Source organism: Acidovorax sp. GW821-FHT09B03 (genome assembly GCF_059418305.1).
Genome location: NZ_JBWKPP010000008.1, coordinates 40,520 through 60,146 on the forward strand (window position 1 = coordinate 40,520; position 19,627 = coordinate 60,146).

Consider the following 19,627-nt stretch of genomic DNA (forward strand, 5'->3'; position numbering starts at 1 on the left):
CCATGAGCACCAAGACCTTCGCCTCCGCCGCCGACCTGGAAGTCAAGAAGGTGAGCTTCGACAAGCTCTCCGACCATGCCTACGCTTACACGGCCGAGGGCGACCCCAACACCGGCATCATCATTGGCGACGACGCCGTGATGGTCATCGACACCCAGGCCACGCCGGTCATGGCGCAGGACGTGATCCGCCGCATCCGCGAAGTGACCGACAAGCCCATCAAGTACGTGCTGCTGTCGCACTACCACGCCGTGCGCGTGCTCGGTGCCAGCGCCTACGGGGCCGAGCACATCATCGCCAGCGAGGACACGCGCGACCTGATCGTCGAGCGCGGCCAGTTCGACAAGGACAGCGAGATCGGCCGCTTCCCGCGCCTGTTCCAGAACGTGGAGAGCGTGCCCGACGGTCTGACATGGCCGACCATGACCTTCAACAAGAAGATGACCCTGTGGCTGGGCAAGCTCGAGGTGCAGATCCTGCAGCTGGGCCGCGGCCACACCAAGGGCGACACCGTGGCCTGGTTGCCTGCGGAAAAGATCCTGTTCTCCGGCGATCTGGTGGAGTTCGATGCCACGCCGTATGCGGGCGATGCCTACTTCCAGGACTGGCCGCAGACCCTCGATAACCTGGCCGCCCTGAAGCCCGAGAAGCTGGTGCCCGGACGCGGTGCGGCGCTGCAGACGCCCGAGCAGGTGCAGGCCGGCCTGGCCGGCACGCGCGCCTTCATCAGCGACCTGTACGAAAGCGTCAAGGCCAGCGCCGCCCAAGGCGAGGACCTGCGCAAGGTCTACGAGGCCACGTTCGCGAAGCTGCAACCCAAGTACGGCCACTGGGTGATCTTCAACCACTGCATGCCGTTCGACGTGACGCGCGCCTACGACGAGGCCACACAGTACCCGGACCCGCGCATCTGGACCGCCGAGCGCGACATCCAGATGTGGAAGTCGCTCGAAGGCTGAGGCGCCCCGGAGGAGACAAGCATGACAACAACAGCGTCCGCGCCACCCGCCTTCGACGGAACTGGCGCCCAGGTGCAAGCCATCGAATTCGCCTACCGGCGCTCCCCGGACCAGGATGCAACCAGCCCGGTGCAGCACCCCATCGTGGTGGTGGGCGCAGGCCCCGTGGGCCTGTCGCTGGCCATCGATCTGGCCCAGCGCGGCCAGCGGGTGGTGGTACTGGACAACGACTGCAGGCTGTCCACCGGCTCGCGTGCCATCTGCTTTGCCAAGCGCACCCTGGAGATCTGGGACCGCCTGGGCGTGGGCCAGCGCATGGTGGACAAGGGCGTGTCGTGGAACGTGGGCAAGGTGTTCTTCCACGGCGCGCCGCTGTACGAGTTCAACCTGCTGCCCGAAGAGGGCCACGAGCGCCCGGCCTTCATCAACCTGCAGCAGTACTACGCCGAGGCCTACCTGGTGGAGCGGGCGCTGCAGTTGCCCAACATCGAGCTGCGCTGGCACAACAAGGTCACGGGCGTGGCACAGCGCGGTGACGGCGCACTGCTGACCATCGCGACGCCCGAGGGCGACTACCGCATCGACGCGCAGTGGATCGCCGCCTGCGACGGCTCGCGCTCGCCCATGCGCCAGTTGCTGGGCCTGGAGAGCAAGGGCCGCATCTTCCAGGACCGCTTTTTGATTGCCGACGTGAAGATGGCCGGCAGCACGGACTTCCCGACCGAGCGCTGGTTCTGGTTCGACCCACCCTTCCACCCCAACCAGAGCGTGCTGCTGCACCGCCAGCCCGACAATGTCTGGCGCATCGACTTCCAGCTGGGCTGGGACGCCGACCCGGAGGAAGAGAAAAAGCCCGAGAACATCCTGCCGCGCGTGCGTGCGCTGCTCGGGCCCGATGCGCAGTTCGAGCTCGAATGGGCCAGCGTCTACACCTTCGCCTGCCTGCGCATGGACCGCTTCGTGCACGGCCGCGTGGTGTTCGCGGGCGACAGCGCCCACGGCGTCTCGCCCTTCGGTGCGCGCGGTGCCAACAGCGGCGTGCAGGACGCCGAGAACCTGGCCTGGAAGCTCGACTGGGTGCTGCGCGGCCGCGCCGGCGCGGAACTGCTGGCCACCTACGGCCCCGAGCGTGAGTACGCGGCCGACGAGAACATTGCCAACTCGACCCGTGCCACCGACTTCATCACGCCCAAGAGCGAGATCAGCCGGCTGTTCCGCGATGCCGCGCTGGAGCTGGCGCGCGAGCACCCGTTCGCCCGCCGCATCGTCAACAGCGGGCGCCTGTCGGTGCCGGCCACGCTGCACGGCTCGGCGCTCAACACGCCGGATGGCGACAGCTTCGCCGGCACCCAGGTGCCCGGTGCCGTGCTGCTCGACGCACCCGTGCTGCAGGGTAGTCAGGGCGCCTGGCTGCTGCGCACGCTGGGGCCGGATTTCACCCTGCTGGTGTTCGGCCCCGCGCCGGCCTGGGCCACGACCCTGCCCCAAGTGAAACTGCTGCAGGTGGGCAGCGACGTGGTCGACGCGCAGGGCCTGCTCACGCAGCGCCTGGACGCGCGGCCCGGCACAGCCTACCTGGTGCGGCCCGACCAGCATGTGTGCGCGCGCTGGCGCAGCCTGAGCGAAGCCGCCGTGCGCGCCGCACTGGCCACGGCCACAGCGATTGCCAGCAGCCACCAGGCTGCAGCCGCCCCTGCCGACCTCGCCACCGCTTGAACCAGGAGCCCGGAACATGCTCGACACCCAGCCCCGCCTGCAGGCCTGCGACGATTTCTACGAGGCCCTGATCGCCAGCCACAACGGCCTGACCCCGCCCGAGAGCCATGCGATGAACGCCCGCCTGATCCTGCTGCTGGCCAACCACATCGGCGACCAGGCCACGCTGCTGCAGGCACTGCAGTTCGCACGCGGCACCACGGTGCCCGCCGGCAGCGCGGGCATCGCGCCCGTGACGCCGGTCGCCCCGGTACACGCCGCGGCCTGACGCAGCCCCCCCACCAACCCGCCATCCAACGCCGCCGCGCAAGCCCCGCACAGACGGGGCCTGCGGCAGCGCCGTGCCCAAACCATCCACCCCTTGACCACCGGAGACAACACCATGCTGCGCAAACACTTCCTCGCCACCCTCACGGGACTGGCACTCACGCCCTTCGCCCTGCCCCTGCACGCGCAGGACAACGGCAAGCCCCTGGAATGGGTGGTCGGCTATGCCGCCGGCGGCGGCTCGGACATCGTGGCGCGCACCATCGCCGAATCCATGGGTGCCAGCCTGGGCCGCCCCGTCATCATCAACAACAAGCCCGGCGCGGGCACCAACATCGCTGCCGACTATGCGGCGCGCAGCAAGGACCTGGGCAACCTGATCTTCTCGGCCGACTTCGCCACGCTGGCGGCCAACCCCTTTTTGTTCAGCAAGCTGAGCTACAACGCCGAGAAGGACTTCCAGCCCGTGGGCCTGCTGGTGCGCTTTCCGATGTTTCTGGTGGTCTCGAACAACGTGCCCGCCAAGAACCTCAAGGAGTTCATGGCCTGGGCCAAGGGCAACGCCGACGGCGTGAACTGGGCCTCCGCCGGGCCGGGCAGCCCGCACCACCTGGTGGGCGAGCTGTTCCGCGAGCAGAGCGGCCTCAAGCTCACCCATGTGCCCTACCGCGGCGCGGCCCCGGCCATCCAGGACGTGATCGGCGGCCAGGTGCCGGCGATGTGGATCGACAGCGCCACGGTCTACCCCTTCCTCGCCACGAACAAGGTGCGCGCCATCGGTGTGGCCAGCCCGCAGCGCGTGGCGACCATGCCCGACGTGCCCACCATCCAGGAGCAGGGGCTGCAGGCATTCGAGGGCTATGCATGGCAGGGGCTGGTGGCCCCCACGGGCACCTCGCCCGAGGCCGTGGCCCAGTTCAGCAAGGCGCTGCAGACCGCCCTGGCCGACACGCGCACCCGCGCGCGCCTGCAGGCCCTGGGCGTGGAGCCCCTGCCCGGCACCCCGGCCCAGATGGGCAGCTATGCGCGCGCCGAGCGCGAAAAATGGGGCCGCGTGATCACCAAGGTCGGCGTCAAGCTGGATTGAACCGCTAGCCTCACGGCGGGCCGCGCAGGGCCCGCGCACGCTGCAGGCGGCGCCCGCGCTGCAGTACGGGCGCGAGCCAAAGGGCCTGCACCACCGCATAGCCCAGCACTGCCAGGACCAGACCCAGCACCGGCAGGCCGACCAGCAATGGCGTGCCCAGGGCCTGCATCCACTCGGCCAGCGCCTGCACGCTGAAGGCGCCGGCCGGGCCGTCCGCGTTGAAGGCCGGCAGCGACTGTTCGCCAGGGAGCACCAGCGAGCCCATCTGGAAGGCCAGCACATACAGGGGCACGGTGGTCAGCGGGTTGGTGTAGAAGGTGGTGACGCCACCGGCGACCACGTTGCCGCGCAGCCAGGCGCAGGCACCGACCGCCCCCACCAATTGCAGCGGGCCGGGGATGAGCCCGCAGAACAGGCCGGCAGCCACCCCGCGCGCCAGCGGCTCGCGCTGGAAGCGGAACAGCGCGCGCTGCTCCATCCAGGGCACGGCACGGGCCAATGCCGTGCGCGCCAGCTGGTCGCGCACGCTGGGTTCCAGGTGCCGCAGCTTGCGGCGCAGGGTGCTCAGCATCCGCATGGTCCTGCGGTCACCAGCTGAAGGCTGCGGCGGTGGCCAGGCCCCACAGCGCCGCCAGGGCGGTGAGCAGGCCCACGTCGCGCCGCTCGTTGCCCAGGCGCCAGGCCATCAGGGCCGTGCCCGCCAGGGCCACCAGCAGGGTGAGCATCACCGATTCGATCATGTCCATGGCAGGTTTCCTTCAGGGCTTGGGAGGCTGTGCAGCAGGCGGGCTGCCGGCCGAGCTGCGCAGCGACAGGACGATGGAGCCGGCGATCAGGCCTGCCGTGACCAGCAAAGCGTAGCCGATCGGGATCTTCACCAGGTCGATGAGCAGCATCTTGCTGCCGATGAACACCAGCACCAGGGCCAGGCCATAGGCCAGCAGGTGGAAGCGGTCGGCCAGGTCGGCGAGCAGGAAGTACAGCGCACGCAGGCCCAGGATGGCGAAGATGTTGGCCGTGAGCACGATGAACGGGTCGCTGGTGATCGCGAAGATGGCCGGGATGCTGTCCACCGCGAAGATGATGTCCGTGGTGCCGATCAGGATGAGCACCACGAACAGCGGCGTGTAGTGCTTGACGCCGTTGATGGTGGTGGTCAGCTTCTCGCCATCGAACACGTCGGCGATGCGGATGCGCTTGCGCAAAAAGCGCAGCACCGGGTTGGTCGCGATGTCGGGCTCCTGGCCGGCAGCGAACCACATCTTGGCACCCGTGAACACCAGGAAGGCACCGAACACATAGAGCAGCCAGTGGAACGAAGCCAGCAGCCAGGCGCCTGCCAGGATCAGCAGCGTGCGCAGCACGATGGCGCCGATGATGCCGATGATCAGCGCGCGCTTCTGGTGCTGTGCCGGTACCGCGAAGTAGCTGAACAGCATCAGGAACACGAAGATGTTGTCGATGGACAGGCTTTTTTCCACCAGGTAGCCGGTGATGAACTGCATCGACACGGTGTTGGCCACCTCGCGGCCCTGGCTGCCGTCCAGGTACCACCACAGGCCGGCCACGAAGACGAAGGCCAGCGAGAACCACAGGGCGCTCCACTTGAGGGCCTCCTTGGTCGTGACCTTGTGCGCGCCCTGGCGCTCCATCACCAACAGGTCGATGCCGATGGCAACGACCACGAAGACGGCGAATCCCGCCCACATCCACCAGGTTCCAATGGTTTCCATGATGTCGTTCTCCTTCGCGCAGCGGCGGCGTCAGCGCCGCGAACGCGGCAGGGGTGGCAGGCCCGGGGTCGGGGTGGCGGGGGTGTGGACGGCGGTGTCGTGCATGAGGTATCTCCTGGGAAATTCAAGGCAAGCCCGCACTGTAGGGATGCCTTTGCATCTTTAAAACCTGTCTTTTCGATACCATTCATCTGGTTTTTACGAACCAAACAATTTTTTACGAATACCCCTTTCCACCGTTGGGACAACCCAGACCATGAGCCAGAGCTTCAACTACCGCCATCTGTACTACTTCTGGGTGGTCGCCAAGGAGGGTGGCATCGCGCGCGCGGCCGAGCGGCTGGACATGGCCGTGCAGACCATCAGCGCCCAGGTGCGCCTGCTCGAGCAGGCCCTGGGCACCAGCCTGCTGCGCACCGAGGGGCGCAGCCTGGTGCTGACGGAAGCCGGCGTAGCCGCCTTGCACGAGGCCGACCACATCTTTGCCCTCGGTGAGCAGCTGACCCATCGCGTGCGCGAAGCCGCCAGCGGCCAGACGCTGCGGCTGAACCTGGGCATCTCGGACGGCATCGCCAAGCTGGCCATGCACCGGCTGCTGACGCCGGTGCTCGACGAACCGCACCTGCGCCTGCTGTGCCACGAGGGGGAGTTCCAGCCGCTGCTCGGTGAGCTCGCGCTGCACAAGCTCGACGCGGTGCTGGCCGACCGCGCCGCACCGCCCAACCCGGCCCTCAAGACCACCAGCCAGCTGCTGGGCACGAGTGCCGTGGCCTGGTACGCCCCGCCGGTATGGGCCGAGGCGGCGGCGCAGCAGTTTCCGCAGAGCCTGGCCGTGGTGCCCGTGCTGCTGCCCACGGACCATGCGGCCATGCGTGCGCGCATCGACCACTGGCTGGAGCGCGAGCGCATCCGCCCGCGCATTGCGGGCGAGTTCGAGGACAGCGCCCTGCTCAGCACTTTTGCCGCCACGGGCATGGGTGTGATGCCGGCGCCCATGTCGGTGGGCGCGCACCTGCAAAAGACCCATGGGCTGGTGCAGGTGGGCTCCACGCCCGACGTGCAGGAGCAGTTCCACCTGATCTACAACGCGCGCAAGGTCATGCACCCGCTGCTCACGCGGCTGCTGGAGGCCGCAGAGGGCGGCGCGCTGCTCACCTCCTGAGCAGCGTCTCCCGCCTCGGAGCGGCTCAAAAACTCAGCGAAGCGGTTCTGGCTAGGCGCTGCGTCGCAGGCAGTCGGAGCCCGTCCACGGCCTTTTACGGGGTTGCGTTGCCTCCTCCGGGAGGATCAGGCAAGGCGCCCACCGCAGATGGACGCATGTCCATCAAGGATGGGCAACGCCGCATGGGCCTGACGGAGGTGGCAACCCGAAGGGCATGCAGCCCACGCCCCGCCCCTCGTCGTTGCCCACCTTGCCCATGCCACCGGCATGGGCAGCGGCGCGCGCCTAGACGGACGCACCGTGGACTGCATGCGCATCCCCGTAAAAGGCCGTGGACAGGCTCTAGTACGACAAGACGCAGCAACGACGCCAGAAGAGTTTTTGAGTCGCTCCTACTTCGTGAATCGGCCGTCGCGGCCCATCATGAGCAGATCGACGAACTTGCCCGAGCTGTGTTGCGTGGCCGACAGCTCCACGGGGTAGCCGCCCAGGTTCAGGTTCTTCATCGACTCCATGGCCTGGACCAGGCCGGCGCGGGTGGGCTTGGCGCCGGCACGCTGCAGCGCCTCGACCAGGAAGCGGGCGGAGATGAAGCCCTCCATCTGGCTGAAGGTGTACTCGGTGATGCCCCGGGCCTTGGCCAGGGTCTGGAACTCGCGCGAGATCGGCATGCTCTGGTTCCAGGGCGAGGGCACGACCTGCGACACCACCACGCCGCGCGCGCGCTCGCCCAGTGCTTTCACGAGCTGGGAATTGCTGATCACCGAGAGCATGTAGAAGGTGGAGCGGTGGCCGGCTGCCAGGTAGGCATCGACGAAATCCACGCTGGGCTTGCCCGCGCTGATGACGATGATGGCCTGGGGCGACTCCTTGGCCACGGTGGCCACGGCGTCCGCCATCTTCGAGCCGTCCACCTCCAGCGGGGCCTTGACCGCCAGGGTCACCTTGTGGACCTGCACGGACTTCTCGACCGAGGCCAGTCCGCCCGTGCCGAACGGGTTGTTGAGGTAGACCGCGGCGATGCGCGAGATGCCCACCGAGGCCAGTTGCTTGACCGTGGCGTCGAGCTCGGCCGCATAGCCGGCCTTGATGTTGAAGACATAGCGGCTGCCAGGCTGGCGCAGGCCGTCCGAGCCGGTGAACGGCGCGATGAAGGGCACGCCGCGCTCCTCGGCAATCGGCAGGGCGGCCAGCGCGGGCGGCGTGCCGGCGTACTGGAACAGCGCCAGCACCTTGTCCTCGTCGATCAGCTTCTTCGTGTTCTCGGCGGCCTTCTTGGGGTCGTAGGCGTCGTCGATGGCGACCACGCGGATCTTGCGGCCGCGCACGCCGCCCGAGGCATTCACGTGGTCGAAGTAGAGGCTTGCGCCCTGGCGCACCTCGGTGGTGAGCGCGGCCAGTGGACCGCTCAATTGGCAGGACTGGCCGATCACGATCTCGCCATCGGCCCCGCCCGCGCTGTCCTGGGCCCAGGCCGTGCCCGCCAGGCCCGCGGCCAATGCCCCACCCGAACGCAAAAACTCCCTGCGCGCCAACCCCGGCCGAACGCCTGTCTTCATGCTTTGTCTCCTGTCGTATTTATGGATCTTCACAACGCAAAAACCCTTCCGCAGCCCCAGGGCCTGCGAAAGGGTGAAAACGGGACGGTCGCTGCGTTACACGGCGGTCCTCTGCAGGCTCAATGGGCCGCGGGCTCGGCCTGGGCGTGCGCCGACCCGCCCATGCCCAGGTAGGTGTCGATGATGCGGCGGTCGTTGAGCAAATCCTGCGCAGCGCCCGTCAGCGCCACCGCGCCCATCTCCAGCACATAGGCCCGGTCGGCCACGCGCAGCGCGGCGCGCGCGTTCTGCTCCACGAGCAGTACCGATACGCCGTGCGCGCGCAGCGAGGACACCACCTGCAGCACCTCGCGCACGATCAGCGGGGCCAGGCCGAGCGAGGGCTCATCGAGCATCAACAGGCGCGGGCGGGCCATCAGCGCACGGCCGATGGCCAGCATCTGCCGCTCGCCGCCCGATAGCGTGGAGGCCAGTTGCGGGCGGCGCTCGCGCAGGCGCGGGAAGATGCCGAACACTTCTTCCATGCGTTGCGCCTGGTCACGCTGCCCCTTGCGCCAGCGCGAAAAGCCGCCGAGCAGCAGGTTGTCCTCCACCGACATCTCGCCGAAGAGTTCGCGCTTTTCGGGCACCAGGGCCACGCCGCGCGCCACCATGGCCTCCACGCTGGGGCGGGCGATGCGCTCGCCGGCCAGGGCGATGGAGCCGGTGGCCGGCAGCAGCCCCATGGCTGCACACAGCAAGGTGGTCTTGCCGGCGCCGTTGGGGCCGATGACGGTGACGATCTCGCCCTCGTTCACATCGAGCCGGACCTGGTGGACGGCTTCCACCTGGCCGTACGACACGGAGAGGTCCTGCAGTTGCAGCAAGGCGGTCATGCGGTGGCTCCTTCAGCAATGGCGGCGGGCAGGTCGTCGTCGGCGCCACCCAGGTAGGCATCGAGCACGCGCTGGTTGCTCTGCACCTGTGCGGGCGTGCCCTCGGCGATCACGGTGCCGAACTCCAGCACGGTGATGCGGTCGGCCAGGTTCATCACGAACTCCATGTCATGCTCCACCACCAGGATGCCCAGGCCCTCGGCGCGCAGTTGGCGCAGCAGGTCGGCCAGGGCCTTCTTTTCCAGGTGGCGCAGGCCGGCGGCGGGTTCGTCGAGCAGCAGGATGGCCGGCTGGCCGGCCAGGGCACGCGCGATCTCGACGATGCGCTGCTGCCCCAGGGCCAGCGAGGCGGCGGGCGCATCGGCATGGACCCCCAGGCCGCAGCGCTCGATCTGGCGGCGCGCCTCGGCCAGCAGGGCCGCCTCTTCGGCGCGGTCCAGGCGCAGCATGGAGGCGAGCCAGCCGCGGTGCGCACGCTGGTGCGCGCCCAGGGCGACGTTCTCGACCACGCTGCGCTGGCCCAGCAGGCGCACGTGCTGGAAGGTGCGCGCCATGCCCAGGCGGGCGAAGGCGCGCGAGGGGCGGCGCAGCATGGCCTGGTCCACCAGGCGCACCTCGCCTTCGGTGGCGTCGTCCACGCCCGAGACCATGTTGAAGAAGGTGCTCTTGCCGGCGCCGTTGGGCCCGATCAGCGCATGCACCTCGCCGGCCTTCACGTCCATGGAGACGTTGTTGTTGGCGACCAGGCCGCCGAAGCGCTTGGTCACGTTGCGCGCCTGCAGCAGCACCGTGCCAGCCGCGGGCAGCGTGCGCTGCGCCAGTTCGGTGGCCTGGCCTGCCGTGCGCGGCGCCTCGCGGCGCAGCCAGCGCTCGCCCAGGCGGTTCAGCGTGGGCCACAGGCCGTCGGCAAAGCGCTGCAGCACGAAGACCATGAGCAGGCCGAAGACGATGACCTCGAAGTTGCCGCTGGTGCCCAGCAGCGAGGGCAGCACGTCCTGCAGCTTTTCCTTGAGCAGGGTGATGAGGGTGGCGCCCAGCACCGCACCCCAGAGGTGGCCGGCACCACCGACCACGGCCATGAACAGGTATTCGATGCCGATGTTGAGGTTGAACGGCGTGGGGCTGACAAAGCGCTGCAGGTGCGCATACAGCCAGCCCGAGATCGCCGCCAGCAGCGCCGCCAGCACGAAAAGCTTGATGCGGTAACGCGCCGTGTCCACGCCCATGGACTCGGCCATCACCCGCCCGCCCTTGAGCGCGCGGATGGCGCGGCCCTCGCGCGAGTCGAGCAGGTTGTGCAGCAGCCACAGCGACACCAGCAGCACCGCCCAGATCAGCACGCCGATGGCGCGCGGCGAGGCCAGCGAGACGCCGGCCACGATGAGCGGCGGGATGCCGGTGATGCCGGTCTGCCCGCCGAGGAATTCCATGTTGCCGAACAGGTAGTACAGCGACAGGCCCCAGGCGATGGTGCACAGCGGCAGGTAGTGGCCCGAGAGCTTGAGCGTGACCGAGCCCAGGCCCCAGGCCAGCGCGAAGGTGATCGTAAGGCCCAGCACCAGGCCCACCCAGGGCAGGCCGGCCATGCCGACCAGGCCCGAGAGCGCCTGCACCGACGCGGGCGCCGTGCAGATCCAGGCCGTGGCATAGGCCCCGACGCCCACGAAGGCCGCCTGGCCGAAGGAGGTCATGCCGCCCACGCCGGTGAGCATGACCAGGCCCGCCGCGACGATGGCGTACAGGCCGATGTAGCTGAGCACGACCACGGTGAAGTCGGGCAGGAAGCCCCAGCACAGGGCCAGCAGCGCCACGGCCGCCAGCGTCAGCTGGGTGCGCGTGGCGATGCCGCGCGAGGTGCCTGCATCGTGTGCGCCGGCAGCCATATCTGTCTTGACGGGCGCGGTCATTCCTCATCCTCCACATGGCGGCTGTTGAGCGAACGCCACCACAGCACGGGCACGATCAGGGTGAACACGAGAACCTCCTTGTAGGCACTGGCCCAGAACGAAGCAAAGGCCTCCAGCTGGCCCACGATCAGCGCGCCGAGCAGCGCCATGGGGTAGCTGCCCAGGCCGCCCACGATGGCCGCGACGAAGCCCTTGAGGCCGATCAGAAAACCCGTGTCGTAGTACACGGTGGTGAGCGGGGCGATCAACAGGCCCGAGACCGCGCCGATCAGCGCGGCCAGGGCGAAGCTCACATCGCCCGACAGCTCGGTGGGAATGCCCATGAGGCGCGCCCCCACGCGGTTGAGGGCCGTGGCGCGCAGCGCCTTGCCGACCATGGAGCGGCCGAAGAACAGGAACAGCAGCATCACCAGCGCCAGCGTGACACCCAGCACCACCAGCGACTGGCCCGAGACGGGAATGCCGCCGAGGTCGAAGCGCGCCTCCGAGAACGGTGGCGTGCGCGAGCCTTCGGCGCCGAAGAACAGCAGGCCCAGGCCCACCAGCACGCCATGCAGCGCCACCGAGACGATGAGCAGCATCAGCACCGTGGCATCGGCCAGCGGGCGATAGGCCAGGCGGTACAGCAGCGGCCCCATGGGCGTGATCAGGATCAGCGTGGTGAGCGCCTGCATGCCCAGGGACGTCGGACGCAGCCCTAGGATCAGCGCTGTGGCCAGCAGCGGCAGCACCAGGCACCAGACCACGGTGGCGGGCCAGTTCACGGGGCTGCCGCGCTGAAAGCGCACCACCTCGACCACCAGCACCACGGCGGCCATGCCCAGCAGCAGCCACAGCGTGGCGGGAATGCGCCCGCCCTGCATCATGGCCATGGTCAGCGCCCCGAAGGCCACGAACTCGCCCTGGGGGATGAAGATCACCCGGGTCACGGAAAAAACCAGCACCAGCGCCAGCGCCATCAGTCCATAGATGGCGCCGTTGACAATGCCGTCCTGCCCCAAGAGCAGGGCGATCTGCAAATCCATATTCGGCTTTCTGTCTATTGAAGGCAGGCAGGCCGCAGGGCTGCGCAGGCAGCGGGCACTTCATCGGCCCGCCGCCCTCGCATCTGCGCCATCAGACCTCGCTCTGCTCGGTCAGGGCTGGTACTTCCAGGTGCCGTTCTCGATCTTGACCATCACGCGGGCGCGCTGGTCCAGTCCCAGGTGGTCGTTCTCGGACATGTTGAAGATGCCGTGGGCGCCGGGCACTTCCTTGATCTGCTCGAGCGCATCGCGCAGCGCGGCGCGGAACTCCACGGTGCCGGGCTTGGCCTTCTTGAGGGCCACGGGCACGGCAGCGGCCATCAGCACGCCGGCGTCCCAGCCGTGGGCGCCGAAGGTGGAGACGCTGTCCTTGCCGTGGGCGGCCTCGTAGGCAGCCACATAGGCGCTGGCCGACTTCTTCACCGGGTGCGAGGCGGGCAGCTGCGAAGCCACGAGCACGGGGCCGGAGGGCAGGAAGGTGCCTTCCACGTCCTTGCCGCCCACGCGCAGGAAGTCGGCATTGGCCACGCCGTGGGTCTGGTAGACCTTGCCGGCAAAGCCGCGCTCCTTGAGCGCCTTCTGGGGCAATGCGGCCGGCGTGCCGGAGCCGGCGATGAGCACCGCGTCAGGCTTGGCCGAGATCATCTTCAGCGTCTGGCCGGTCACCGAGGTGTCGGTGCGCGCATAGCGCTCGTTGGCCACGATCTGGATCTTCTTGATGGCGGCGGCCTTGCCGAACTCCTGGTACCAGCCTTCGCCGTAGGCGTCGGCAAAGCCGATGAAGGCCACGGTCTTCACGCCGGCGTTGGCCATGTGGTCCACGATGGCCAGCGACATCATGATGTCGTTCTGCGGGGTCTTGAAGACCCACTTCTTCTTGGCGTCCATGGGCTCGACGATGCGCGCCGAGGCGGCCATGGAGATCATGGGCGTCTGCGCCTCGGCGACCACGTCGATCATGGCCAGCGAGTTGGGCGTGGTGCTCGATCCCAGGATGATGTCGACCTTGCTTTCGCTGATCAGCTTGCGCGTGTTGCCCACGGCCGTGGTCGTGTCTGAGGCATCGTCGAGCACGATGTAGTTGACCTTCTGGCCGCCGATGGTGCGCGGCATCAGGGCGATGGTGTTCTTCTCGGGAATGCCCAGCGAGGCGGCCGGGCCGGTGGCCGACACCGTGACGCCGACGGTGATGTCGGCCAGGGCGGCGCCGCAGGCCATGGCGGCGGCTGCGGCCACGAGCGCGAGTTGTGCGAAGCGGGATTTCATGCTTTTGTCTCCTGTGGATCGTTGTGAAGAAAGAAGGAAAAAAGTCAGCGCAGAGCGTTGCTCTGGGCTGGACCCGGCTCTTCGCGGCCGGTGGTGGGTGCACTGCGGTGTGCGTGGATCGGCATTGTCATGGGCGGGGCGGCCTTTCGGCCAGAGGCGGGGGCATGCGCACCGCGGGCACGCCGCCAAAGAACAGGTCGGCCACGATGGGTGCCATCGTCTCGTAGTCGAGTTCTCCATCGGGCTTGAGCCAGGTGAACATCCAGTTGATCATGCCGAACAGCAGCATGGTCAATGCCTTGGTCAGGCCGGCGGCATCGGTGTCGGGCCGCATCTGCGCCAGCGCCTCTGCAAAAACGGCCACCACGGCGCGTTCCTTGCCCAGGATGCGCTCGCTGTCCTCGGCTTGCAGGAAGCGCACGTCCTCGGTCAGCACGCGGTGGGCGTGCTGGGCCTCGGCATACTCCTCGACGAAGCGGTGGATCAGCTCGCGCAGCCGCGCCTCGGGCGCGAGCTGCTTGGCTTCGACTTCTTCCACCAGCGCCTGCAGGCGCGAGACGTGGCCGTCGGCGATGTGCACGAGCAGGTTGTACTTGTCGCGAAAGTAGTGGTACAGCGTGGGCTTGGACAGGCCGCAGGCCTCGGCCACCTCGTTCATCGACGTGGCCGGATAGCCGCGGCGTGCAAACAGCTCGGCGGCATGGCGGAGGATCAATTCGCGCTGGTCGTCGTATCCGGGGGAGCGTCCTCGGGCCATGGGCAGATTTCCTTTGCATCCGGTAGTGAAGGGCCGCCATCTTGCCGCATGCGCCGGCACCGTGGCCCCTCGCCTCCCGAATCCCCTGCGGGACCCGGCAGCGCGTGCAGCGGTGGATGCCGTCATCGCGACCATCAACGTTCGTCGAACGACAGCACCACGCTGTCGGTCAGGGGCCGGCACTGGCAGGTCAGCACGAAGCCGGCGGCCACCTCGGCCTTGTCGAGAGCGAAGTTGCGCTCCATGCGCACCTCGCCCTGCACGCACTTGGCGCGGCAGGTGCCGCACACGCCCGAGGTGCACGAGAACGGCACCTCCAGCCCGGCGGCCGAGGCCGCATCGAGGATGCTGGCCTGCTCGCCCGAGAACGGGAATTCGCGCCGCAGGCCGTCGCGCACGATGGCGATGCGGGAGGTCTTGGCGTCGCCGGGCAACGCCTCGTGAACCACGGCGCCGACCTGCCCACCCGCCGGCAGGGCCACGCCGAAGCGCTCCACGTGGATGCGCTCGGCCGGCACGCCGCCGGCCAGCAGCGCGGCCTCGGCCTCGTCGTTCATCTGGAAGGGGCCGCAGATGAAGGCCTCGTCGATCTTCTGCGCGGGGATCAGGGCCTTCAGAAACTCGGCGAGCTTCTCGCGGTTCACGAAGCCCATGTTCAGCGGCGCGTCGGTCTGCTCGGCCGAGAACACATGGTGCAGCACCAGGCGCGTGAGGTAGCGGTTCTTGAGGTCCTCGATCTCCTCCTTGAACATGGTGGACTGCAGCGTGCGGTTGCCGTAGATCAGCGTGAAGCGGCTGCCGGGTTCGCGCGCGAGCACCGTCTTCATGATGGACAGGATGGGCGTGATGCCGCTGCCGCCCGCGATCCCCAGGTAGTGGCGCTGCGCGGCGGCCTGGATCGGCACGAAGAAGCGGCCTTGCGGCGCCATGACCTGCAGCGTGTCGCCCACCTGCAGCTGCGCGTTGATCCAGTTGGAGAACACGCCGCCGTTGACCTTGCGCACGCCCACGCGCAGCTCGGCGTCGTCCACGCCGGCGCAGATGGAGTACGAGCGGCGCAGGTCCTGGCCGCCGATGTCGGTGCGCAGCGTGAGGTACTGGCCCTGGGTGAAGCCGAAGACTTCGCGCAGCTCGGGCGGCACGTCGAAGGAGACGATGACGGCCTCGGCCGTGTCGGGCTCGATGGCGCGCACGCGCAGGGGATGGAAGATGACGCTCATGTCGGTGTCTTGGGTGGGGGCGAAGAAGGGTGCTTCACAAGGGCTTGAAGTGCTCGAAGGGCTCGCGGCAGGCCATGCAGCGGTACAGCGCCTTGCAGGCCGTGGAGCCGAAGGCCGAGAGCCGCTCGGTCTGCAGGCTGCCGCAGCGCGGGCAGGCCAGCGCCGGAGTAGCCGCATGGGTGCGCGGCATGAAGCGCAGCGGCACCTCGGTGCCCGGCGGCAGCGGGCCCGGCGGCGCGATGCCGTAGGCCAGCAGGCGCGCGCGGCCGCGCGCGGTGATCCAGTCGGTGGTCCAGGCCGGGGCGCGCTGCAGCGTGGCGTGGGCCGGGCCGAGGCCGGCCGCCACGATGGCGGCGAGCACGTCGTGCTCGATCACCTCGGTGGCCGGGCAGCCCGAATAGGTGGGGGTGAGCACGATCTCCAGGCCATCGCCCGCCAGGCGCACGTCGCGCACGATACCCAGGTCGCACACGGAGACCGCGGGCACCTCGGGATCGGGCACGCCGTCGAGCACCTCCCACGCGCGCGCGATGCGTGCGTCGGCGAAGGTGTCCGCTGCGTCCGGGCGGTCGATGGCTTCGGCCACCATCACCACACGCCCCCGGGAAAGCTGCGCTGCAGGTGCTGCATCTCGGTCAGGATGTAGCCCATGTGCTCGCTGTGCACGCCCTGCTTGCCGGTGCTGCGAAACGCCGACTCCTGGGGCGTGGCCAGGCTGGCAGCGGCCAGGATCTGTGCCATCTCGCCGGTCCAGGCGTCCTTGAGGTCGGCCCAGCGCGGGCCCAGACCCGTGGCGTGGGCGGATTCGTCCACCGCATCGACCACGAACAGCTCGGGCGTGTAGCGCCACAGGGCCTTGAGGGCCGCTTCGGTGCGGCGGCGCGATTCGGCCGTGCCGTCGCCCAGGCGCACGACCCAGTCGGCCGCATGCTGCTGGTGGTAGCGCGCCTCCTTGACGGCCTTGCCGGCAATGGCGGCCAGCTCCGTGTCGCTGGAGCTGGCCAGGCGCTCCCACAGCAGCTTGAAGAGGGTGGCCACCATGGCATTGCGCACCATGGTGAAGGCGAAGTCGCCGCGCGGCAGCTCCACCAGGGTCAGGTTGACATAGTCACGCTCGTCGCGCAGGAAGGCCAGTTGGTCCTCGTCGTGGCCGCGGCCTTCGATCTGGCCGGCCCGGGTGAGCACGGCGCGCGCCTGGCCCACGAGGTCGAGCGCCATGTTGGACAGGGCGATGTCCTCTTCGAGCACGGGGCCGTGGCCGCACCATTCGGACAGGCGCTGGGCCAGGACGAGGCAGGTATCGCCGATGCGCAGCAGGTACTGCACGCCCGGGTCCTGGCTGATGTGGATGCTGGTGGCTTGCATGGCAGTGGCGCTCACATGTGGTCCACGGACTCGGGCAGCACGTAGAAGGTGGGGTGGCGGTAGACCTTGTCCTGCGCCGGGTCGAAGTACATGGATTTCTCGCCGGGGTCGCTGGCCACGATCTGGTCGGAGCGCACGACCCAGACGCTGGTGCCTTCCTGGCGCCGGGTGTAGACGTCGCGCGCCAGCTGGATGGCCATGCGCGGGTCGGCCGCATGCAGGCTGCCGCAGTGCTTGTGGTCCAGGCCGGCCTTGCTGCGCACGAAGACTTCCCACAGCGGCCATTCGGTGGCCATCGCGGGATCGGCGGCGGGGGTGGAGGGAGAGGATGGGGTCGTCATGGGGAAATCTCGGATCTCGGTGGAATCAGGCGGCAGCGCGCACCGGGGCGTGCTTGGCGGCATGGGCCAGGGCGGCTTCGCGCACCCAGGCGCCGTCGTCCCAGGCCTTGACGCGCGCGCCCAGGCGTTCTTCGTTGCAGGGGCCGTCGCCGCCGATCACGCGCCAGAACTCGCTCCAGTCGATGGCACCGTAGTCGTGCGCCTGGCGTTCTTCGTTCCACTTCAGGTCGGGGTCGGGCAGGGCCACGCCGAGCACGCGGGCCTGCTCGACCGTGGCGTCGATGAACTTCTGGCGCAGCGTGTCGTTGGAGATGCGCTTGATGCCCCAGCGCATGGACTGCGCGGAGTTGGGCGACTGGTCGTCGGGCGGGCCAAACATCATGATGGAGGGCCACCACCAGCGGTTCACCGCGTCCTGCACCATGGCGCGCTGGGCGTCGGTGCCCTGCTGCATCATGGTGAGCAGCGCGTCGTAGCCCTGGCGCTGGTGGAAGCTCTCTTCCCGGCAGATGCGCACCATGGCCCGTGCATACGGCGCGTAGGAGCAGCGGCAGATCGGCACCTGGTTCATGATGGCCGCGCCATCGACCAGCCAGCCGATGGTGCCCATGTCGGCCCAGGTCAGCGTGGGGTAGTTGAAGATGGAGCTGTACTTGGCGCGCCCGGTGTGCAGGGCATCCAGCATCTGGTCGCGCGAGGTCCCCAGGGTCTCGGCCGCGGCGTACAGGTACAGGCCATGGCCGCCCTCGTCCTGCACCTTGGCCAGCAGGATGGCCTTGCGCTTGAGCGTGGGGGCGCGCGATATCCAGTTGCCCTCGGGCAGCATGCCGACGATCTCCGAGTGCGCATGCTGGCTGATCTGGCGCAGCAGGGTCTTGCGGTAGTGGTCGGGCATCCAGTCCTTGGCCTCGATGAATTCACCGGCGTCGATGCGCGCATCGAACGCTTCCTGGCGCTGCATCTCCTCGGCGCTGCGCAGGGCCTTGGCGTCGCCGCCTTCCTTGCCCATGGTGTCCATGGCCTGGGTGTACATGGTGGTGTCCTTTCGTTCGGGGGGCTGCTTCAGCGCGCGCGCTGGTCGATCACGCGGCGGGCCTTGCCCACCAGCGTGCGTTCGATGGAATCGGTGGCCAGCACCTCGACCTGGCAGGTGATGCCCACCAGGGTCTTGATGCGCTGCTGCACCCAACCGGTGAGGTCCGGGCGCTCGCCATCGGCCACGCCGGGCTGCAGCTCGCAGCGCACGGTCACCTGGTCGAGGTTGCCGTCGCGCGCCACGAGGATCTGGTACTGGCCCGAGAGTTTTTCGTTCTGCAGCACGATCTCTTCGATCTGCGTAGGGAACACGTTCACGCCGCGGATGATGAGCATGTCGTCCGAGCGGCCCACGATCTTGCCCATGCGGCGGAAGGCGCGCGAGGTGGGCGGCAAGAGGCGCGTGAGGTCGCGCGTGCGGTAGCGGATCATGGGCAGCGCCTCCTTGCTCAGCGAGGTGAAGACGAGTTCGCCCTCCTGGCCGTCGGGCAGCACCTCGCCCGTCTCGGGGTCGATGATCTCGGGGTAGAAGTGGTCTTCCCAGACCACGGGGCCGTCCTTGCTCTCGATGCACTCGCTGGCCACGCCCGGACCCATCACTTCGGACAGGCCGTAGATGTCCACCGCGTCGATGCCGGCCTTGGTCTCGATCTCGCGGCGCATGGCCTCGGTCCAGGGCTCGGCGCCGAAGATGCCGACCTTGAGCGAGCTCTCGCGCGGGTCCAGCCCCTGGCGCACGAACTCCTCGTTGATGACCTGCATGTACGAGGGCGTGACCATGATGATGCTGGGCCCGAAGTCGCGGATCAGCTGCACCTGCTTTTCGGTCTGGCCGCCCGACATGGGGATCACCGTGCAGCCCGCGCGCTCGGCGCCGTAGTGCGCGCCCAGGCCGCCCGTGAACAGGCCGTAGCCATAGGCGATGTGGATCAGGTCGCCCGCGCGCCCGCCGGCCGCGCGGATGGACCGTGCCACCAGGTCGGCCCAGGTATCGATGTCCTTCAAGGTGTAGCCCACCACCGTGGGCTTGCCCGTGGTGCCCGAGGAGGCGTGGATACGGGCCACCTTTTCGCGCGGCACGGCGAACATGCCGAAGGGGTAGTTGTCGCGCAGGTCTTTCTTGACCGTGAAGGGGAACTTGGAGAGGTCGGACAGCTGCTTGAGGTCCGACGGGTGCACGCCCTTGGCATCGAAGGCGCGTTGGTAGTGCGGCACGTTGTCGTAGGCGTGCTGCAGCGTCCAGCGCAGGCGCTGCAGCTGCAGGGCCTGGACCTCGTCGCGGCTGGCGATTTCGATGGGCTCCAGGTCGCCTGGGGCAGGTTGGCGCACGGCCATGGATGTCTCCTGTGGGTT

At 68.6% G+C, this 19,627-nt stretch carries 20 protein-coding genes; 5 read left to right on the forward strand and 15 right to left on the reverse strand.

Annotated elements, in window-relative coordinates; all coding sequences use genetic code 11:
• The first annotated feature begins 2 nt into the window (after nucleotides 1-2).
• From AC07PA_RS16000 to AC07PA_RS16015, 4 genes are all read left to right on the forward strand, one after another.
• Nucleotides 3-959, forward strand: a complete 957-nt coding sequence (locus AC07PA_RS16000; RefSeq protein WP_007852133.1) for an MBL fold metallo-hydrolase — start codon at nucleotides 3-5, stop codon at nucleotides 957-959.
• Nucleotides 960-980: 21 nt separating this feature from the next.
• The gene (locus AC07PA_RS16005; RefSeq protein WP_494606971.1) at nucleotides 981-2,675 is read left to right on the forward strand and encodes an FAD-dependent oxidoreductase; all 1,695 of its coding nucleotides are present in this window, start codon (nucleotides 981-983) and stop codon (nucleotides 2,673-2,675) included.
• A gap of 16 nt (nucleotides 2,676-2,691) precedes the next feature.
• Nucleotides 2,692-2,943 (forward strand): DUF2783 domain-containing protein, encoded by a 252-nt coding sequence (locus tag AC07PA_RS16010; RefSeq protein ID WP_494606969.1) that lies wholly within the window; start codon nucleotides 2,692-2,694, stop codon nucleotides 2,941-2,943.
• Between the two features lie 114 nt (nucleotides 2,944-3,057).
• The gene (locus AC07PA_RS16015; protein ID WP_494606967.1) at nucleotides 3,058-4,029 is read left to right on the forward strand and encodes a Bug family tripartite tricarboxylate transporter substrate binding protein; all 972 of its coding nucleotides are present in this window, start codon (nucleotides 3,058-3,060) and stop codon (nucleotides 4,027-4,029) included.
• 10 nt (nucleotides 4,030-4,039) lie between these two features.
• Here the strand turns inward: AC07PA_RS16015 and AC07PA_RS16020 are convergent, their stop codons facing one another.
• Genes AC07PA_RS16020 through AC07PA_RS16030 form a run of 3 tightly spaced genes read right to left on the reverse strand, consistent with a single transcriptional unit; the run spans nucleotide 4,040 to nucleotide 5,762 of the window.
• Complete coding sequence (locus AC07PA_RS16020) at nucleotides 4,040-4,600, reverse strand: DUF2062 domain-containing protein (protein WP_007852121.1); 561 nt, start codon at nucleotides 4,598-4,600, stop codon at nucleotides 4,040-4,042.
• 16 nt (nucleotides 4,601-4,616) lie between these two features.
• A complete protein-coding gene (locus tag AC07PA_RS16025; protein WP_007852119.1) occupies nucleotides 4,617-4,775 on the reverse strand; it encodes a hypothetical protein in 159 nt (52 codons plus the stop codon).
• A 12-nt stretch (nucleotides 4,776-4,787) separates the two neighbouring features.
• A complete protein-coding gene (locus tag AC07PA_RS16030; protein WP_007852117.1) occupies nucleotides 4,788-5,762 on the reverse strand; it encodes a TerC family protein in 975 nt (324 codons plus the stop codon).
• 256 nt (nucleotides 5,763-6,018) lie between these two features.
• Here AC07PA_RS16030 and AC07PA_RS16035 point away from each other — a divergent pair, with 256 nt between their 5' ends.
• The gene (locus AC07PA_RS16035; protein ID WP_494606964.1) at nucleotides 6,019-6,924 is read left to right on the forward strand and encodes a LysR family transcriptional regulator; all 906 of its coding nucleotides are present in this window, start codon (nucleotides 6,019-6,021) and stop codon (nucleotides 6,922-6,924) included.
• Nucleotides 6,925-7,316: 392 nt separating this feature from the next.
• Here the strand turns inward: AC07PA_RS16035 and AC07PA_RS16040 are convergent, their stop codons facing one another.
• The 12 genes from AC07PA_RS16040 to paaK all read right to left on the reverse strand — a co-directional run bounded on the left by AC07PA_RS16040 (nucleotide 7,317) and on the right by paaK (nucleotide 19,609).
• On the reverse strand, nucleotides 7,317-8,483 hold the full coding sequence (locus tag AC07PA_RS16040; protein WP_494606962.1) for an ABC transporter substrate-binding protein: 1,167 nt from the start codon (nucleotides 8,481-8,483) through the stop codon (nucleotides 7,317-7,319).
• A gap of 119 nt (nucleotides 8,484-8,602) precedes the next feature.
• Complete coding sequence (locus AC07PA_RS16045; protein WP_494606960.1) at nucleotides 8,603-9,358, reverse strand: ABC transporter ATP-binding protein; 756 nt, start codon at nucleotides 9,356-9,358, stop codon at nucleotides 8,603-8,605.
• Entirely contained in the window at nucleotides 9,355-11,265 is a 1,911-nt protein-coding gene (locus AC07PA_RS16050; RefSeq protein ID WP_494606958.1) for a branched-chain amino acid ABC transporter ATP-binding protein/permease, read from the reverse strand. Before AC07PA_RS16050 ends, AC07PA_RS16045 begins: the two co-directional genes overlap by 4 nt.
• Nucleotides 11,262-12,290 carry a branched-chain amino acid ABC transporter permease gene (locus AC07PA_RS16055; protein ID WP_218296910.1) on the reverse strand — a complete coding sequence of 343 codons (1,029 nt, stop codon included), beginning with the start codon at nucleotides 12,288-12,290 and terminating at the stop codon, nucleotides 11,262-11,264. The genes AC07PA_RS16050 and AC07PA_RS16055 overlap by 4 nt, the downstream gene beginning before the upstream one ends.
• A 111-nt stretch (nucleotides 12,291-12,401) precedes the next feature.
• Complete coding sequence (locus tag AC07PA_RS16060; protein WP_494606956.1) at nucleotides 12,402-13,556, reverse strand: ABC transporter substrate-binding protein; 1,155 nt, start codon at nucleotides 13,554-13,556, stop codon at nucleotides 12,402-12,404.
• 127 nt (nucleotides 13,557-13,683) lie between these two features.
• A complete protein-coding gene (locus tag AC07PA_RS16065; RefSeq protein ID WP_145697154.1) occupies nucleotides 13,684-14,313 on the reverse strand; it encodes a TetR-type transcription factor C-terminal domain-containing protein in 630 nt (209 codons plus the stop codon).
• A gap of 134 nt (nucleotides 14,314-14,447) precedes the next feature.
• A complete protein-coding gene (gene paaE / locus AC07PA_RS16070) occupies nucleotides 14,448-15,533 on the reverse strand; it encodes a 1,2-phenylacetyl-CoA epoxidase subunit PaaE (protein ID WP_145697153.1) in 1,086 nt (361 codons plus the stop codon).
• A 34-nt stretch (nucleotides 15,534-15,567) separates the two neighbouring features.
• Nucleotides 15,568-16,122 carry a 1,2-phenylacetyl-CoA epoxidase subunit PaaD gene (gene paaD, locus AC07PA_RS16075; protein WP_494606953.1) on the reverse strand — a complete coding sequence of 185 codons (555 nt, stop codon included), beginning with the start codon at nucleotides 16,120-16,122 and terminating at the stop codon, nucleotides 15,568-15,570.
• Nucleotides 16,122-16,898 carry a 1,2-phenylacetyl-CoA epoxidase subunit PaaC gene (paaC, locus tag AC07PA_RS16080; RefSeq protein ID WP_494606951.1) on the reverse strand — a complete coding sequence of 259 codons (777 nt, stop codon included), beginning with the start codon at nucleotides 16,896-16,898 and terminating at the stop codon, nucleotides 16,122-16,124. The genes paaD and paaC overlap by 1 nt, the downstream gene beginning before the upstream one ends.
• Before the next feature lie 11 nt (nucleotides 16,899-16,909).
• Entirely contained in the window at nucleotides 16,910-17,239 is a 330-nt protein-coding gene (gene paaB, locus AC07PA_RS16085; RefSeq protein WP_186457925.1) for a 1,2-phenylacetyl-CoA epoxidase subunit PaaB, read from the reverse strand.
• Nucleotides 17,240-17,264: 25 nt separating this feature from the next.
• A complete protein-coding gene (gene paaA, locus AC07PA_RS16090; RefSeq protein WP_494606949.1) occupies nucleotides 17,265-18,272 on the reverse strand; it encodes a 1,2-phenylacetyl-CoA epoxidase subunit PaaA in 1,008 nt (335 codons plus the stop codon).
• 29 nt (nucleotides 18,273-18,301) lie between these two features.
• Nucleotides 18,302-19,609: a phenylacetate--CoA ligase PaaK gene (paaK, locus tag AC07PA_RS16095; protein WP_494606947.1), complete on the reverse strand. Its 1,308-nt coding sequence runs from the start codon at nucleotides 19,607-19,609 to the stop codon at nucleotides 18,302-18,304.
• Nucleotides 19,610-19,627: the final 18 nt, after the last annotated feature.

Bases quoted from the DNA above. Each gene is read 5' to 3' on its own strand.
- AC07PA_RS16045 (WP_494606960.1), bottom strand. From the start codon at position 9,358: ATGACCGCCTTGCTGCAACTGCAGGACCTCTCCGTGTCGTACGGCCAG.
- paaA (WP_494606949.1), bottom strand. From the start codon at position 18,272: ATGTACACCCAGGCCATGGACACCATGGGCAAGGAAGGCGGCGACGCC.
- AC07PA_RS16025 (WP_007852119.1), bottom strand. From the start codon at position 4,775: ATGGACATGATCGAATCGGTGATGCTCACCCTGCTGGTGGCCCTGGCG.
- paaC (WP_494606951.1), bottom strand. From the start codon at position 16,898: ATGCAAGCCACCAGCATCCACATCAGCCAGGACCCGGGCGTGCAGTAC.
- AC07PA_RS16010 (WP_494606969.1), top strand. From the start codon at position 2,692: ATGCTCGACACCCAGCCCCGCCTGCAGGCCTGCGACGATTTCTACGAG.
- AC07PA_RS16030 (WP_007852117.1), bottom strand. From the start codon at position 5,762: ATGGAAACCATTGGAACCTGGTGGATGTGGGCGGGATTCGCCGTCTTC.
- paaB (WP_186457925.1), bottom strand. From the start codon at position 17,239: ATGACGACCCCATCCTCTCCCTCCACCCCCGCCGCCGATCCCGCGATG.
- AC07PA_RS16050 (WP_494606958.1), bottom strand. From the start codon at position 11,265: ATGACCGCGCCCGTCAAGACAGATATGGCTGCCGGCGCACACGATGCA.
- AC07PA_RS16020 (WP_007852121.1), bottom strand. From the start codon at position 4,600: ATGCTGAGCACCCTGCGCCGCAAGCTGCGGCACCTGGAACCCAGCGTG.
- AC07PA_RS16000 (WP_007852133.1), top strand. From the start codon at position 3: ATGAGCACCAAGACCTTCGCCTCCGCCGCCGACCTGGAAGTCAAGAAG.
- AC07PA_RS16015 (WP_494606967.1), top strand. From the start codon at position 3,058: ATGCTGCGCAAACACTTCCTCGCCACCCTCACGGGACTGGCACTCACG.
- AC07PA_RS16040 (WP_494606962.1), bottom strand. From the start codon at position 8,483: ATGAAGACAGGCGTTCGGCCGGGGTTGGCGCGCAGGGAGTTTTTGCGT.
- AC07PA_RS16060 (WP_494606956.1), bottom strand. From the start codon at position 13,556: ATGAAATCCCGCTTCGCACAACTCGCGCTCGTGGCCGCAGCCGCCGCC.
- paaD (WP_494606953.1), bottom strand. From the start codon at position 16,122: ATGGTGGCCGAAGCCATCGACCGCCCGGACGCAGCGGACACCTTCGCC.
- AC07PA_RS16055 (WP_218296910.1), bottom strand. From the start codon at position 12,290: ATGGATTTGCAGATCGCCCTGCTCTTGGGGCAGGACGGCATTGTCAAC.
- paaE (WP_145697153.1), bottom strand. From the start codon at position 15,533: ATGAGCGTCATCTTCCATCCCCTGCGCGTGCGCGCCATCGAGCCCGAC.
- AC07PA_RS16035 (WP_494606964.1), top strand. From the start codon at position 6,019: ATGAGCCAGAGCTTCAACTACCGCCATCTGTACTACTTCTGGGTGGTC.
- AC07PA_RS16005 (WP_494606971.1), top strand. From the start codon at position 981: ATGACAACAACAGCGTCCGCGCCACCCGCCTTCGACGGAACTGGCGCC.
- AC07PA_RS16065 (WP_145697154.1), bottom strand. From the start codon at position 14,313: ATGGCCCGAGGACGCTCCCCCGGATACGACGACCAGCGCGAATTGATC.
- paaK (WP_494606947.1), bottom strand. From the start codon at position 19,609: ATGGCCGTGCGCCAACCTGCCCCAGGCGACCTGGAGCCCATCGAAATC.